We start from the raw sequence: 15,729 nt of genomic DNA on the forward strand, positions 1-15,729 counted from the left end.
CTTTAGTCTAAGTTTTCAATTATTCCACTACGTATAAATAAAAGAGCGGAATTCCCATACAGACAAACACCTATTTTTCTATAGGAAATATGATAAAAAAGGTAGGCTAAATTGAGTAGAAGAGGTGAAAGGAATGAAAGGGATGGACAATAATGCACCACATGGCTTCTTCGGAGGTGAATCGGATAGTTATGAACAAATGATGTTAATGGGAGGGGCTGGCCAACAAGGATACGGTGGAATTCCGAGCTGGATGGGTGGAGCAGCAGGAGGGTTCCAAACATCGGTAGCTGGCATGCAAACTGGAATGCCTACATCAATGGGGGGCTTTTCGACATCAGGGGGTGGAATGCCTACAGTAACAGGAGGATTTCCGACATCAGTAGCTGGCGTACAGACAGGATTTCCAGTAGGAGCACCAACTACATTTCCTTCTTTCGTTGGAGGAGTGCAGACAGGATTCCCGGTACCGGGAGTGGGTGTTGTAGCTGGAGGAATAGGTGGGTATCCGCAAGTTGTTCACGGTCATCATGGACATCACCATCATCAAGGCCAACATGGTCATCATGGACACCATCATCACCAAGGTCACCACGGTCATCATGGACATCATCATCACCAAGGTCACCACGGTCATCATGGACATCATCATCACCAAGGTCACCACGGTCATCATGGACACCATCATGACCAAGGTCACCACGGTCACCACGGTCATCAACAACAAGTACATCACCACGGTCACCACCACATTCATCCGCAAGCTGTTCTTTATCAAACTCACCAAGGCCATCAAGGCCATCAAGGCCATCAAGGCCATCAAGGCCATCAAGGCCATCAAGGCCATCAAGGCCATCAAGGCCACCAAGGCCACCAAGGTCACCAAGGTCACCAAGGTCACCAAGGTCACCAAGGTCACCAAGGTCACCAAGGTCACCAAGGTCACCAAGGTCACCAAGNAGGCCATCAAGGCCATCAAGGCCACCAAGGCCACCAAGGCCACCAAGGTCACCAAGGTCACCAAGGTCACCAAGGTCACCAAGGTCACCAAGGTCACCAAGGTCACCAAGGTCACCAAGGTCACCAAGGTCACCAAGGTCACCACGGTCAACACGGTCAACACGGTCATCAAGGCCAACATGGTCAACAGCACCAACAGCACCAACAGCACCAACAGCACCAACAGCACCAACAGCACCAACAATACCAACAATATCAACAGCAACAATCTTCTCCTTGGGCAGGTGGAATTGGAGCAGGAGCAGCAGGGGCAGCGGCAGGAGCAGCTAGCATTAGTGGAGCAGCAGGACACGCGGGACACGTGGGTCATTAATGAATTGCAGAAAAAAGACATAATAAAAAACTGCTAGGAAATCCTAGCAGTTTTTTTCAGCTTCTTTGCGCTGACGTTCGATTTCAGCACGAAGTTGTGGTTCTGGTGCTTGCCAGCCTTCTGGTTTTAGAATTTTGCCATCGCCTTCACGGAATCGGGGTTTTCCATCAGGGAATAGTTTTGCCATGTTTGCGTTATTTACAATTTCAAATCCTTTATCAGGACGTACGCCCATTTCGGCAAACGTTCCGAATGCAAAGTAAATAAGGTCAATCAGTGCATCGTATTGATCTTCAACAGTCGTTGCTTCTAGAAATTCTTCTAGCTCTTCTTGCATAAAACTTGCACGAATTTTTGCACGCTCTTCTGTTAGTTTTGTTGGAGTATTTTTCACAGGATGTCCGAACTCTTCATGCATTTTTGCAACAAGTTCGAATCCTTTATCTAAACCTTTTTCGTTTGCCATGTTGTTTCATCCTTTCTCGTTTTCTGCCGAATTTCATTGTAACATAAGGTGATTATGAAATGAAAAGAACATCTTATCGAAATAAGATGTTCGCTTGTTATTCTTCTTTTTTTATTAAAAGGGATAAAATAAGATCGATGCCAAAAATACCGACGAGTAACATTGGTATAACGACAAGTAAATAACGTGTGAAGGAAACATTTTTTAAGTATGTATGAGCAAATAAAAAGACACCGAGAAATAAAATACCATTTAAAATAGGCTTTACTAATTTTTTAGACATAAGCTCCCCCATAAATATCTTCTCTCTCTATTTGATAATAAAAAACTCCTCTCTCCGTTGTATCATGCTGGAGAGAGGAGTTCAATCATTTCTCATTCAATGACACCAGAATTTGTAATATTTACGGTGTATTTTATATGAACCGGAACATCTTTATACATTTGTCTCCATTCTTCTAATTTGAATGGGCGATAATGTTGTCTATATTTTGCTCCTAGTGCAAGAGGATCAACATTTAGAGATTTAAACTGTTTAATTAGTTTTGTAGCTTTTGCATCTAATTGTTTTTCGATTGATTTGGCTATTTTTGTTGTATTTTTTTTGTTTTCTAAATTAAATTTTCTAGAAAGCTCCTGAATACGAGCATCCATCTTAACGTGAATATAGAAAGAAGGTTTCCCATCTTTTATGTTTACTTCGTAGGTAGGAACGGAACGAATGTTATTAATCATTGCATAGCCAGGATTTGTTTTAAATTCATGTGAGTCCAAGCGGTGCTTTTCTAGCAGTCCTTTGAAAACAAACATATCGTGATACTTAATTGTTCCGACCAACTTATCCTTTTTCAAAAGACCAATACCAGTAATTTTTATTTTATCTCCATGTTTTTTTAGGATAGGCATATAAGAATCTTGTCCTTCACGGTAGTACCTGAAGGCACCTAAATATAAATTGTCAGTTGGCAATGGCCCAGTGTCCATATTATGTTCTAACATTTTTTTTATATAAATCGCAACATTGTAAGAGGTACTATATTTTCCTTTAAATAGTTCAGTACCACTGCCTTCTAATAGTCCAACATACAGTGAGTTACCAATATTCACATCACGAATTAATGTGTCAAAGGAAGTTGATAATCCTTTTTTAGCAATCTTTGTTGTGAATAAGGCAACACGCATTTGCCCGCTTGCGAACGGTTGCGAAGATTCCAAAGATGTATCTGCCTTTACTTGTTTTACTGCGTTTCCTGTTCCTTCATAAACTTGAACTTTATTTCCCTTTTTTTGTATGGGACAAACAAATGTAACTTTTACTTTATTATCTTTTGCTGTATCGAAGGCAGCTCCTTGAATGAGCTGAACATCATCAATAATATTTTTTTGTAAACAACCAGTTAGACTGAAGACACTGATGCAAATAAGAAGTATTAATTTTCTTTTGGTTTTTTCCATTTTTTTTTCACCCACACAATAATAAATAGAATTGGGATGTATACATATATAAGCCAAAAACTAACTTTAGATGTATTGCTAATAAAATCATTAATATCATGCCTATTTGTTAAAAGTTGTGAAACAACTAAGGTGATAAGCATAAATGCAATTAAAATACCTCGTTGTTTTACACGAAAGATTTCATGTGTTCCTCGAGTAGCGGCCCATAAAGGTAGAATAAAGCTTGTAATAATAACGAGAGCATAACCGGAAATAGCAATATACTCAAGTCGCTCGATAAAAGGAAGCTTAATAACTTGTGTCATGGACAGTTGAGACCAAATTGTTTTGAGTAGTTGTTTTTCGCTAAAGAATGTAAAAGCGAGAATGGTACTAAATAAATATAAGAAGTTAGAGAATAATGCACCATATTGTGCAAATTTATGGGATTTTTCTGGTTCTTTAACAAACGGATAAACCATAAGGAAAATTTCAAATCCTGTCATACTATAAATGGATAGTTGAGCTGCTTTCAAAATATCTGTAAAAGAATGTGAAAACATTGGAAGTAAATTATCCCAATGTGAGAATTTCAAAATGAAAAGACTTAGAAAAAGATAACCTAATGTTCCACCAACGGAAATAACACAAATTCCTGTAATGACGCGGAATCCTGATGAAATAATGTAATAACTTATTAAACATAAAAAGAAAGTGAGCATCCAGGTGGATGCGCTAGGAAACATCCACACTTGAATAATTTCGACATAGGTTCGAACGACAGAAATACTTACAATAAAAAAATAAGCCATAAAGATGAGACTAATACCATTTCCAATCCATTTTCCAAAAATCTGTTTGTGTAAATCAATTAAGTTTCCTTCTGTATTTTTTAATGAATAATACATCATCCAGATGAGAATATGAATGATAATTCCTGTGAGGAGAACTCCTATCCAGCCGTCGTATCCGGCGGCTTTTGCTATAATTCGAGCGAAGCCGAGAACGCCAGCTCCAAATTGTGCACCGTGAATTAAGAAGAAAACAAAGATAGGAGATATTTGATATTTTTCTTGAACTTTACTCATCAATGCACCTCATTTCTTAATCATCAAAGTCCGATCTATGTTTTGTTGAAATCCCTTTTGCTGATTTTTTTACATGTTGTGGTCTTGCTTGTACATCTCTTGTATCAATCATTGTTAAAGGAAAACGAATCCAAGAGTCCTTAACGGATTGTTGTCTTGTCGGATAAAACAAAGCGTACGGCTTACGTAAGGAAGTAAGCCTGAATAGATGAGTAAATAAGAAGATAAATCCAAGAGAAATCCCGAACAATCCGCCTATTTCTGCAAACATAAGAAAAGGAAAGCGTAGTAATCGAACAGCGTTACCCATTTTATAAATAGGTGTAATAAAAGAAGCGAGTGCTGATAGTGCAACGATAATTAATAAAATGTTACTCGTTAACCCAGCTTGTACAGATGCTTGCCCGATTACGATACCGCCCACAATACCGAGTGTTTGCCCCACTTTCATCGGTAACCTTGCGCCGGCTTCTCTTAATAAATCAATAACTAATTCCAAAAACAGTGCTTCAATTAAAGGTGGGAATGGAACTTGCGCTCGAGATAAAATCAATGTTTCCAGCAAATCGCTTGGAATTAGTTCATAATGATAATTTAAAACGGCAACATATAATGGAGCTGCACAAATCGAGAAAAGGACAGCGATAAGTCGTAAAACTCTTGAAAATGTTGCATATAGCCAAGAGACATTATAATCTTCTGGTGAAATAAAGAAATCGAAATATGATACGGGCGTTAATAGAACATTTGGTGAACCATCAACAAAAATTGCAATTTTCCCATCAATTAGTGCTTTTGTAACTCTATCAGTGCGCTCTGTATTGATATAGAGAGGAAAAATCGATTTTTCACCCATTAATTCTTGTAAATAAGCACTATCATTAATTTGATCATATTCAAGAGCGCGTAATGACTCTTCTAGAAAATCTACATTATCTTTTTCAGCGAGGTTGTCTAAATACATCATGACAACTTTTGTTTTGGAAAACTCGCCGATAATCATTTCTTTTGTTTGTAAATCTAAAACAGGAAGACGTTTTCGAACTAAATTAATGTTTGTATCAATATCCTCTACAAAACCTTCTTGCGGACCAATAACAGTTGATTCGTTTAAAGGAGGGGTTGGTGCACGATAATTATCAATTGCAATGTTTGCAAGCATACACTTTTGATCTTGCTGATTCAATTGAATAATCGCATGCCCCTTTAAAACCATATCCTCAATTTTTTGTAAATCGTTCGTAATTGTAATGCCGCTCATCGGAATATGTTCTTTTAGTTGTTCTAGAGAAGCACAGGGTTTCTCTAAAAGAGTGGGCATTAAATATTTCTGTAATTTCTCTCCATCAAGTGAAGGGCGATAGTAAGAAATCCAATAAGGCATCGTTTCATCGTCAGATGTATGGTAATTAATAAAATCACTAGACTTTTTAAGTTTCTCTATTAAATCTTGTAGAGAATGAATACGGTCTTTTTCTGGTTTGGTAAAGTCATAAATACTATTACCTCCAGAGCTTTGTTGCTTACTTTGAGAAGAATCACCTTGTTTAGCACTTTGTTGCTTATCCCGAGAAGAATCATCTTGCTTAGAGTTTTGTTGTTTCTCTTGAGAAGAGTCATCTTGCTTAGAGTTTTGTTGCTTACTTTGAGAAGAATCATCTTGCTTAGAGTTTTGCTGTTTATCTTGAGAAGAATCATCTTGCTTAGAGTTTTGCTGTTTATCTTGAGAAGAATCATCTTGCTTAGAGTTTAGTTGTTTCTCCTGAGAAGGGTCATCTTGCTTAGAGTTTTGCTGTTTCTCTTGAGAAGAGTCATCTTGCTTAGAGTTTTGCTGTTTCTCTTGAGAAGAGTCATCTTGCTTAGAGTTTAGTTGTTTCTCCTGAGAAGAGTCATCTTGCTTAGAGTTTAGTTGTTTCTCCTGAGAAGAGTCATCTTGCTTAGAGTTTTGCTGTTTCTCTTGAGAAGAGTCATCTTGCTTAGAGTTTTGCTGTTTCTCTTGAGAAGAGTCATCTTGCTCGTTATTTTTACCTTTAGTATGTTTCATACTTCTAGTCTGTTCTTTGTTATCGTCATCTGGATTGTTAGACTGCTGCTCCCAGTTATCGGCTTCTTTTGCCTCTGTTGTATTTGATTTTTTTTTCTTACGAAACCAATTCCAAATCATATGTATGCCCTCTTTAATTGTGTAATATAGTGCTATTTTGTGGCTAATTTTGTATATTATTCATTTATTTATGAAAAGAAGGAGGAGATTGGTTTACATAGAAAAAAACCTTTAGTAAGCAGTTCATACTATAACGGGGAGAGGGAGAGTCTGTGCAAATTGTAAAAAAGGAGAAGTTTGTTTTAAAAGAATTTACGTTTGAAAATGGTAGGGAAATTCCTGTTCAAATGGGATACGAGACATATGGTACGTTGAATAGAGAAAGGTCAAATGTGATTTTGGTTTGTCATTATTTTAGTGCAACAAGTCATGCGGCAGGAAAATATACAGTGCATGATGAGGAGTCTGGTTGGTGGGATGGGCTCATTGGACCTGGAAAAGCAATTGATACAAATAAGTATTTTGTTATATGTACGGATAATCTTTGTAATGTGCAGGTGAAGAATCCATATGTGATTACAACAGGACCGAAATCGATTAACCCAGAAACTGGAGAAGAATATGCTATGGATTTTCCGGTTTTTACATTTCTTGATGTAGCTCGTATGCAATATGAGTTAATAAAAGGTATGGGAATTTCAAGGTTACACGCTGTAATCGGACCGTCGGCGGGGGGAATGATTGCACAACAATGGGCGGTTCACTATCCACATATGGTAGAGCGGATGATTGGCGTTATTACGAACCCACAAAATCCAATTATTACGTCTGTAAACGTAGCACAAAATGCGATTGAGGCAATTCAACTGGATCCAAGTTGGAAAGATGGAAAATACGGAGAAGAGCAGCCGATAAAGGGGCTTCATTTAGCAAATAGAATGATGTTTATGAATGCGTTTGATGAGCATTTTTATGAAATGGCATTTCCTCGTAATAGTATAGAGATAGAACCTTATGAAAAGTTTTCTACATTAACATCATTTGAAAAAGAGATAAATAAAGCGACATATAGAAGTATAGAGTTAGTAGATGCAAATTCATGGATGTATACTGCGAAGGCAGTTTTATTGCATGATATTGCACATGGGTTTTCTTCACTAGAAGAATCTCTTTCTAACATAGAAGCGAATGTACTTATGATTCCGTGCAAACAAGATTTGCTTCAGCCGCCACGTTATAATTATAAAATGGTAGACATTTTGCAAAAACAAGGAAAATATGCGGAAGTGTATGAGATAGAAAGTATAAATGGGCATATGGCAGGAGCATTTGATATTCATTTATTTGAAAAGAAAGTTTATGAATTTTTAAATCGGAAAGTATCTAGTTTTGTGTAGGAAATAAATTATGTGAAAAAGGTGCAATATGTGTAGTAGGCACCTTTTTTTACATGATTTGTAGACGGAATATATATGTAGCGATTGCTATGCCGAAGAACGCTATACTAAGTAATAGAAATAAGAATGACATTTCTTGGGGAGATTTTATCTTTTTATTATTTTGCATACTAAGTGCAATAATTGCAGCGATTAAGAACACAATGCCCATAATGAAAAGAAAAAGCGACATTTTAATCGACTCCTTTCATAAAACAAGTATATTGAGGATACAATGTGCTAGTTATGTTTGTAAAGAATAAGTTTTGCGAGAAAATTGAGAAATAGCTTTTCGATTCTTTGCGTTCTTTCTTTTGCATGCTAAAATTGGTAGAGAATGTTTGTGGAAAAGAAACTAAAGGTTTTATTGTATATAAGGAGGAACTACATATGACAGAAGTTAAAACAATTACTACAGAAGAGGTACAAGTGCGTTTAGAAAATGGAGAAACGTTATTTCTAGTAGACGTAAGAGAAGATGAAGAAGTAGCGGCAGGAAAGATTCCAGAAGCTGTACATATTAAAATGGGCGATATCCCACATAAAGTAGACTTCTTTAATAAAGAGAATGAATATATCTTTATTTGTCGTTCAGGAATGCGCAGTGAAAATGTATGTCATTATTTAAATGAGCAAGGATTTAAAACAGTGAACATGGTTGGCGGTATGCTTCAATATGAAGGTGAAACGAAATAGTTAATAGTTAAAAACTTGAAACGAGTCTGTTTCAAGTTTTTTTCTTTTGCATACAGTATAAAAAAGGAGGAGGGGTAAATGGGGGTTAATTTGCGTAAAGTAAAAATTATTAATAATACAGGAGCTGTTAATGTTGGTGACTGTTATGATATCTCGCCTTTAGCTGTGGCGAAAGTATATGCAGGAGCTGGAGGATCGAGTGCGGCTATTTTTTTAAATGGAAAAAGACAGCCAGAAGCGGTGATTAGAACATCGGTATTTCTTCCGCCTTTGGCAACGAGTACACGTACGTTAGGTTCATAAAGGAAAGGTAGAGTGTAATTATGCCTGCGCATATAAAAGAGTTTGTTATTGTTAATAATACTGGGAATATATTTACAGGTGATAATTTGAGTGATACTTCATTTACTGCTACGAAATCGTATAGTGGTTCAATGGGGTGTACTTGGATTGATGTTGTTACAGTAATAGGGACAGAAACGAAGCTTTGTTTACAGCCGGGAGATTCGGTGACGACGACATATACAAGGGGCACCCCTGCTGGTACTGTAACAGGAACAAATATGGGGCAAAGTGTAAATACATCGGGTATAGCGCAAGCTGTCCCTAATACAGATAATATGGATTCAATTGCAGGACTCCCTTAAGGAATTAAGGGAGTTTTATTTATTTGAAATAAAAATAGTCTTGGAGATTATTTTTGTAAATAGATTAAGAAGAGGTTTATTTATTATGAAAAAGACGGTTTGTAGGTGGTGAAAGTGTGAAGAATCGTGATAATAAAGGGAAACAACAATCTAATTTTAGAATTCCACCAGAACTTATTGGTCCTACTTTTCCTCCTGTTCCAACCGGATTTACGGGTATAGGGATTACTGGTCCAACAGGTCCACAAGGTCCGACTGGACCGCAAGGACCGAGAGGATTTCAAGGTCCAATGGGAGAGATGGGTCCGACTGGACCTCAAGGTGTGCAAGGGATTCAAGGTCCAGTTGGACCAATAGGTGCAACTGGACCAGAAGGGCAGCAGGGAGCACAAGGATTGAGAGGACCACAAGGAGAAACTGGAGCGACAGGACCTCAAGGTGTGCAAGGGTTACAAGGTCCGATTGGTCCAACGGGAGCGACTGGGGCACAAGGTATACAAGGGATACAGGGATTGCAAGGGCCAATTGGAGCGACAGGACCTGAGGGACCTCAAGGAATTCAAGGCGTCCAAGGGTTACCGGGTGCAACTGGTCCACAAGGAATACAAGGAGCACAAGGGATACAAGGAACACAAGGACCGAGTGGAAATACAGGTGCAACCGGAGCAACGGGTCAGGGGCTAACAGGTCCGACTGGAATAACAGGCCCAACTGGGATAACTGGACCATCTGGAGGACCTCCTGGCCCGACGGGGCCAACTGGTGCGACAGGTCCGGGTGGCGGACCGAGTGGGAGTACAGGTGCGACTGGAGCAACGGGGGATACTGGGGCTACAGGAAGTACAGGTGTAACAGGAGCAACGGGAGCGCAAGGTCCCCAAGGAGTTCAAGGGATACAAGGCCCAACGGGAGCTACAGGAGCAACAGGAGCGACAGGTCCACAAGGAATTCAAGGCCCGCAAGGAATCCAAGGCCCAACAGGGGCTACAGGAGCAACAGGTTCCCAAGGACCAACTGGAAATACAGGTCCAACAGGTTCACAAGGAATACAAGGTCCAACTGGTCCAACAGGAGCTGGAGCAACCGGAGCAACAGGAGCGACCGGGGCGACTGGAGTCAGTACAACTGCAACATATGCATTTGCGAATAATACATCAGGAAGTATTATTTCTGTTTTGTTAGGTGGCACGAATATTCCGTTACCAAACAATCAAAATATTGGACCAGGAATAACCGTTAGTGGTGGAAATACTGTATTTACAGTTGCGAATGCAGGAAACTATTATATAGCCTATACAATTAATTTAACGGCAGGATTACTTGTAAGTTCCCGTATAACTGTAAATGGCAGTCCGCTTGCGGGAACGATAAACTCTCCGGCAGTGGCTGCAGGTTCATTTAGTGCAACAATAATCGCTAACTTGCCTGCTGGAGCTGCAGTTAGTTTACAATTATTTGGAGTAATTGCGTTGGCTACATTATCTACGGCAACGCCAGGGGCTACTCTAACGATTATTAGATTAAGTTAATAAGCAGAAAACCTTGTATCTGGAAGTAAACCTCATTAACCAGGGGGAGTGGATACCCTCTAATTATTTAAAGTTTCACTTTATTCACTTGGGCAAAAACATCGCAGTCCGAAAATATATTATAATAGAATGAAAAGAAAGAAATTTGGCAGAAAGGGAGGGTGGCGATGCAGGAGATGGTTAAAGATTTTTTTGGACGCCCACTTCAAGATTTACGTATATCTGTCATTGATCGTTGCAATTTTAGATGTACATATTGTATGCCGGCGGAAATATTTGGGCCAGATTATGCTTTTTTGAAAGATGAGTTTTTACTAACTTTTGATGAAATTGAGCGTTTGGCAAAATTATTTGTTAACATCGGTGTACGAAAAATTAGAATTACTGGCGGTGAGCCACTGCTTCGTAAAGATTTAACAAAACTGATTGCACGTCTCGTGAAAATTGATGGGCTAATAGATATAGGGTTAACGACAAATGCTATCCATTTAACGAAACAAGCGAAGGCATTAAAAGAAGCTGGATTACATAGAGTGAATGTTAGTTTAGATGCGATAGATGACGACATATTTAGGAATATTAATGGTCGAAATATTAATACGAAACCGGTGATTAAGGGAATTATAGCAGCTAAAGAGGCGGGGCTGGAAGTAAAGGTAAATATGGTTGTGAAAAAAGGGATGAACGATCATCAAGTACTTCCGATGGCTGCGTATTTTAAAGAGCAAGGAATCACGCTTAGGTTTATTGAGTTTATGGATGTTGGTAGTACAAATGGGTGGAATTTTGATCAAGTGGTTACAAAACGAGAATTGATTGAGATGATTCATAAGGTGTATCCGCTTGAGCCAGCTGAAGTCCATTACTTTGGTGAAGTTGCGAAGCGATATCGGTACGTTGGAACAAATGTTGAAGTTGGTTTTATTACATCTGTTTCTGAGTCATTTTGTGCCTCTTGTACGAGGGCAAGAATTTCGGCAGATGGAAAGTTTTATACGTGCTTATTTGCGACAGAGGGTTTGAATGTAAGAGAACTTCTTAGAGGAAATCTTTCGGATGAGGAGTTATTAAGTGTTATACAAGATGTATGGATGAATAGAAAAGATAGGTATTCGGATGAACGGACAGAAGAAAGTGCAAAAAATCGTCCGAAAATCGAAATGTCTTATATAGGAGGATAAGAAAGGGGGCTATCGCATGCAGGAGCGATATTCAAGACAAATATTATTTTCTGGTGTTAGAGAAGAAGGACAGAGAAAAATAAGAGAGAAGCATGTGCTTATTATTGGTGCTGGTGCTCTCGGTGCGGCAAATGCAGAAGCGATTGTTAGAGCAGGTGTTGGAAAAGTAACGATTGCTGATCGTGATTATGTAGAATGGAGTAATTTACAAAGACAACAACTATATACGGAAGAAGATGCAAAGCAGTATAAACCGAAGGCGATAGCGGCTGCAGAACATTTACAAGCGATTAATTCTGAGGTGGAAATAAATCCAGTTGTGACGGATGTAACGGTGCAAGAAATGGAAGAGCTAGTGCGTGATGTAGATTTAATATTAGATGCGACAGATAATTTTGAAACGCGTCTTCTTATTAATGATATTTCACAAAAGTATAATATTCCGTGGATATATGGTGGGTGTGTCGGAAGTTACGGAGTAACGTATACAATTTTACCAGGGAAAACACCGTGTTTTCGCTGTTTAATGGAGCATCCGGCGAGCGGAGCAACATGTGACACAGCTGGTATTATACAACCGGCAGTACAATTAGTAGTTGCGCATCAAATTACGGAAGCGCTGAAAATATTAGTAGAAGACTTTGGGGCGCTTCGTGAAACGATGTTATCATTTGATCTTTGGAATAATCAACAGATGGCATTTAAAGTGAATAGGCAGAAAAAAGATACTTGTTTATCTTGCGGAAGGTTACGTACATATCCGAGTTTAACATTTGAAGCACAAACAAAAACAGAAGTGTTATGTGGGCGAAATACAGTACAAATTCGCCCGGGTGTGCGGAAGAATTTTAATTTAGAAGAAATTAAAAAGCGCTTACAAAGAAGTGTAGAGATAAAGGCGACACCTTATCTATTATCATTTCCGGTAGAAGAATATCGTTTTGTTTTATTTACAGATGGCAGGGCGTTCATTCATGGGACGAATGATATGAATGTAGCGAAAAGTTTATATGCAAGATATATAGGTTGAACCTAAAGGAAATCCTTTAGGTTCAACGGAGAGAGGATTATGAATTTCTCGTATAATCTCCACTTTTTCCACCTGTTTTTTCAAGTAAGTATGTTTCGCCGATAATCATACCTTTATCGACAGCTTTACACATATCATACACAGTAAGAGCGGTAGCGGAAGCAGCTGTTAAAGCTTCCATTTCAACACCGGTGCTACCTTCTGTTTTAACTTTTACTTCAATGAGTAAACGATATTGTTCTTCTGATTGTTTCCAATCAAAAGAAACGTCAACACCTTTTAATAATAAAGGATGGCACATTGGGATAATATCAGAAGTTCGTTTCGCAGCCATAATGCCTGCGATTTGCGCAACTGCTAATACGTCACCTTTCCCAATTTCATTGTGAGAGATTTTATCGTAAATTTCTTTCGTAACGACAATGCTAGAGCACGCAATTGCTGTTCGAACGGTTGCTTTTTTGTCACTTATATCAACCATTTTTGCGCGTCCTTGGTCATTAAAATGTGTAAATGAAGACATGGAATTCCTCCTTGAAGTAATTTCTATTGAATACATAAAGTTTAATCGAGATAAAAAAAATTGCAAATATGAGGTGAGAAACGATGGTAGAAAAACGAATTCCAATTCAAGTTGCTGAAGCAGTAGAACGGGTAATGAAATATGCGAAGCATGGTGAAGTAGAAGAAATTTCTATTACGGAAAGTTACGGGAGAATTCTCGGGGAAGATGTTGTCTCAGATCATGACGTTCCTCATTTTGATCGTTCCCCTTACGACGGTTTCGCCATTCGAGCAGAAGATACGAAAGGAGCAACCCAAGAGAATCCAGTTGAATTTGAAGTAATAGGAGAGATCGGGGCGGGTTCTGTTTTTTTAGAAGAAGTAGGAGCTTTTGAAGCGATTCGAATTATGACAGGAGCAGCTATTCCAGAAGATTGCAATGCAGTTGTAATGCTAGAGCTGACAGAAGGATTTGAGAAGAACGGAAAAACATATATGAAGTTAAAACGCCCTTTTAATAACGGTGACAATGTGTCGTTTAAAGGAGAAGATATAAAACAAAATCAAGTTCTCGTTAAGAAAGGTGTGGCAATTAATCCAGGAGTTGCGGCCTTACTAGCAACGTTTGGATATAGCACTGTGAAAGTTATAAAACAGCCTGTTGTCGGTATTGTAACGACAGGGAGTGAATTATTAGAAGTACATGAGCCGTTAGAACCGGGGAAAATTAGAAATAGTAACTCGTATATGATCGCAGCTCAAATTATGAAAGCTGGCGGGAAAGTTCGTTATTATGGTCAACTCGCGGATGAGTTAGATGCATGTTTTACAGCTATTCAATTAGCGATGGATGAGGTCGACATTTTAATTACAACTGGCGGTGTATCGGTAGGAGATTATGACTACTTACCAGCTATTTATGAAAGGTTACAGGCGAATGTACTCTTTAATAAAATAGCCATGAGACCTGGAAGTGTAACGACAGTAGCTGAATTTGATGGGAAGTTACTTTTCGGTTTATCAGGAAATCCGTCTGCTTGTTATGTAGGCTTTGAATTATTTGTCCAACCAATTATAAAAACGTATTTGTATGCGAAGGAACCTCACGTATATAGAGCGGATGCTATTTTACAAAAAGATTTTCCAAAGCCAAATCCATTTACTCGTTTCGTAAGAGCAAACGTAACGATTGTGGACGGGGCGTTACAAGCGATGCCGGTCGGTTTAGATAAATCGAGTGCAGTATCTTCACTTGCAGATGCGAATGCTTTTATTGTGTTACCTGGAGGAACGAGAGGATTTGAGACCGGGATGAAAGTATCTGTATTATTGTTAGAGCACTCTGAGGGATGTGATTGGCCATGGGCAAAGCCACTTCAATCTTACAAATAGTAGGATATCAAAATAGCGGAAAAACAACGCTTGTGGAGAAAATAGTGCATGCATTAGCTGAACGGGAAATGAAGGTTGCTACCATTAAACATCACGGGCACGGAGGTTTTCCAGAAGTAGCGCAAAAAGATAGCGAAAGACACCGTAAAGCTGGTGCTGTCGTAAGTAGTGTAGAAGGTGCTGGATTGCTTTCACTTTCTTCACTAAGAAAGAAATGGTCCTTGCAAGAAATTATTCGCTTATATGAGTTTTTTGAAGTGGATACAATTTTAATAGAGGGCTATAAAAAAGAGAACTACCCGAAAGTAGTGTTACTTCGTTCTGCGGAAGACGTTGAGCTTTTACATAAAGTAGAAAATATAGTAGCGATTATTACGTGGTATGATGCCCCGGCAAATATACGAGAAGAATATAAAGTATTTCATATAACAGAAGAAGAGTTGTACATAGACTGGTTTTTACAAACGGTTAGGAGTGCGAAATGACAAATACATATTATGAAGTAATTAATACAGAAATCTTGATTGAAGAGGTAACGAAGAAAGTGATTCGACGTGAATGCGGTGCTGTTACAACATTTATTGGAACCGTTAGAGAGTTTACGAAAGGGCGTCGTACATTATACTTAGAGTATGTTGCTTATAAGACGATGGCAGAAAAGATGCTAGAGAAAATTGGCCTGGAAGTGAAAGAGAAATGGCCGGATACATATGTTGCGATTACACATCGCATCGGTACGTTGCAAATTTCTGATATAGCGGTTGTTGTTGCTGTTTCAACACCACACCGTAAAGCGGCTTATGAAGCGAACGAATATATTATGGAACGCATAAAACAAATTGTTCCGATTTGGAAAAAGGAGTTTTGGGAAGATGGTGACTCATGGATTGGTGATCAATTAGAAAAAACACCATATCCGGCGGGAGAGCCTGGGAAGGAGCTATAA

Annotated in this window: 18 protein-coding genes and 1 pseudogene; 12 read left to right on the forward strand and 7 right to left on the reverse strand. The window is 38.7% G+C overall.

Going from position 1 to position 15,729, the window contains the following annotated elements:
- Positions 1 to 133: 133 nt before the first annotated feature.
- Positions 134 to 959: hypothetical protein (locus ASE54_RS21640; protein WP_235567856.1), on the forward strand; the 826-nt coding region annotated here is incomplete at its 3' end.
- Position 960: 1 nt separating this feature from the next.
- Positions 961 to 1,333 (forward strand): annotated as a pseudogene (locus tag ASE54_RS37195) (hypothetical protein); the annotation flags it as partial.
- 43 nt (positions 1,334 to 1,376) lie between these two features.
- Here ASE54_RS37195 and ASE54_RS21645 read toward each other — a convergent pair.
- The 5 genes from ASE54_RS21645 to ASE54_RS35020 form a co-directional block, all read right to left on the reverse strand.
- Complete coding sequence (locus tag ASE54_RS21645) at positions 1,377 to 1,799, reverse strand: hypothetical protein (protein ID WP_001262632.1); 423 nt, start codon at positions 1,797 to 1,799, stop codon at positions 1,377 to 1,379.
- 97 nt (positions 1,800 to 1,896) lie between these two features.
- Complete coding sequence (locus tag ASE54_RS21650; RefSeq protein ID WP_000038780.1) at positions 1,897 to 2,082, reverse strand: hypothetical protein; 186 nt, start codon at positions 2,080 to 2,082, stop codon at positions 1,897 to 1,899.
- A gap of 92 nt (positions 2,083 to 2,174) precedes the next feature.
- Positions 2,175 to 3,254: a Ger(x)C family spore germination protein gene (locus ASE54_RS21655; RefSeq protein WP_000416067.1), complete on the reverse strand. Its 1,080-nt coding sequence runs from the start codon at positions 3,252 to 3,254 to the stop codon at positions 2,175 to 2,177.
- A complete protein-coding gene (locus tag ASE54_RS21660; protein WP_000049049.1) occupies positions 3,230 to 4,324 on the reverse strand; it encodes a spore germination protein in 1,095 nt (364 codons plus the stop codon). Before ASE54_RS21660 ends, ASE54_RS21655 begins: the two co-directional genes overlap by 25 nt.
- 16 nt (positions 4,325 to 4,340) lie before the next feature.
- A complete protein-coding gene (locus ASE54_RS35020; RefSeq protein ID WP_082603670.1) occupies positions 4,341 to 6,488 on the reverse strand; it encodes a spore germination protein in 2,148 nt (715 codons plus the stop codon).
- 152 nt (positions 6,489 to 6,640) lie between these two features.
- Here ASE54_RS35020 and ASE54_RS21670 point away from each other — a divergent pair, with 152 nt between their 5' ends.
- Positions 6,641 to 7,765, forward strand: a complete 1,125-nt coding sequence (locus ASE54_RS21670; RefSeq protein WP_001167626.1) for a homoserine O-acetyltransferase — start codon at positions 6,641 to 6,643, stop codon at positions 7,763 to 7,765.
- Positions 7,766 to 7,814: 49 nt separating this feature from the next.
- Here ASE54_RS21670 and ASE54_RS21675 read toward each other — a convergent pair whose 3' ends face one another.
- Entirely contained in the window at positions 7,815 to 7,997 is a 183-nt protein-coding gene (locus ASE54_RS21675) for a hypothetical protein (RefSeq protein ID WP_000051780.1), read from the reverse strand.
- A 197-nt stretch (positions 7,998 to 8,194) separates the two neighbouring features.
- Between ASE54_RS21675 and ASE54_RS21680 the strand changes: the two genes are divergently transcribed.
- The 6 genes from ASE54_RS21680 to ASE54_RS21705 all read left to right on the forward strand — a co-directional run bounded on the left by ASE54_RS21680 (position 8,195) and on the right by ASE54_RS21705 (position 12,887).
- On the forward strand, positions 8,195 to 8,500 hold the full coding sequence (locus ASE54_RS21680) for a rhodanese-like domain-containing protein (RefSeq protein WP_000141224.1): 306 nt from the start codon (positions 8,195 to 8,197) through the stop codon (positions 8,498 to 8,500).
- A gap of 78 nt (positions 8,501 to 8,578) precedes the next feature.
- A complete protein-coding gene (locus ASE54_RS21685; protein WP_000538719.1) occupies positions 8,579 to 8,803 on the forward strand; it encodes a spore germination protein in 225 nt (74 codons plus the stop codon).
- 20 nt (positions 8,804 to 8,823) lie between these two features.
- A complete protein-coding gene (locus tag ASE54_RS21690; protein ID WP_001110864.1) occupies positions 8,824 to 9,147 on the forward strand; it encodes a hypothetical protein in 324 nt (107 codons plus the stop codon).
- A gap of 116 nt (positions 9,148 to 9,263) precedes the next feature.
- Positions 9,264 to 10,676 (forward strand): exosporium leader peptide-containing protein, encoded by a 1,413-nt coding sequence (locus ASE54_RS21695; RefSeq protein ID WP_000796061.1) that lies wholly within the window; start codon positions 9,264 to 9,266, stop codon positions 10,674 to 10,676.
- A 167-nt stretch (positions 10,677 to 10,843) separates the two neighbouring features.
- Entirely contained in the window at positions 10,844 to 11,857 is a 1,014-nt protein-coding gene (moaA, locus tag ASE54_RS21700) for a GTP 3',8-cyclase MoaA (protein ID WP_001157112.1), read from the forward strand.
- 16 nt (positions 11,858 to 11,873) lie between these two features.
- Complete coding sequence (locus ASE54_RS21705) at positions 11,874 to 12,887, forward strand: molybdopterin-synthase adenylyltransferase MoeB (protein ID WP_001158115.1); 1,014 nt, start codon at positions 11,874 to 11,876, stop codon at positions 12,885 to 12,887.
- Positions 12,888 to 12,924: 37 nt separating this feature from the next.
- Here the strand turns inward: ASE54_RS21705 and moaC are convergent, their stop codons facing one another.
- The gene (moaC, locus tag ASE54_RS21710) at positions 12,925 to 13,410 is read right to left on the reverse strand and encodes a cyclic pyranopterin monophosphate synthase MoaC (protein WP_000094146.1); all 486 of its coding nucleotides are present in this window, start codon (positions 13,408 to 13,410) and stop codon (positions 12,925 to 12,927) included.
- Between the two features lie 83 nt (positions 13,411 to 13,493).
- Here moaC and glp point away from each other — a divergent pair, with 83 nt between their 5' ends.
- The 3 genes from glp to moaE are packed head-to-tail and all read left to right on the forward strand — an operon-like array spanning position 13,494 to position 15,729.
- Positions 13,494 to 14,783, forward strand: a complete 1,290-nt coding sequence (glp, locus tag ASE54_RS21715) for a gephyrin-like molybdotransferase Glp (protein ID WP_000229702.1) — start codon at positions 13,494 to 13,496, stop codon at positions 14,781 to 14,783.
- On the forward strand, positions 14,747 to 15,268 hold the full coding sequence (gene mobB, locus ASE54_RS21720) for a molybdopterin-guanine dinucleotide biosynthesis protein B (protein WP_002081993.1): 522 nt from the start codon (positions 14,747 to 14,749) through the stop codon (positions 15,266 to 15,268). The genes glp and mobB overlap by 37 nt, the downstream gene beginning before the upstream one ends.
- Positions 15,265 to 15,729: a molybdopterin synthase catalytic subunit MoaE gene (gene moaE / locus ASE54_RS21725; protein WP_000185946.1), complete on the forward strand. Its 465-nt coding sequence runs from the start codon at positions 15,265 to 15,267 to the stop codon at positions 15,727 to 15,729. The genes mobB and moaE overlap by 4 nt, the downstream gene beginning before the upstream one ends.

Origin of the sequence: Bacillus sp. Root131 (assembly GCF_001429475.1) — a bacterium.
GTDB lineage: Bacteria > Bacillota > Bacilli > Bacillales > Bacillaceae_G > Bacillus_A > Bacillus_A thuringiensis_S.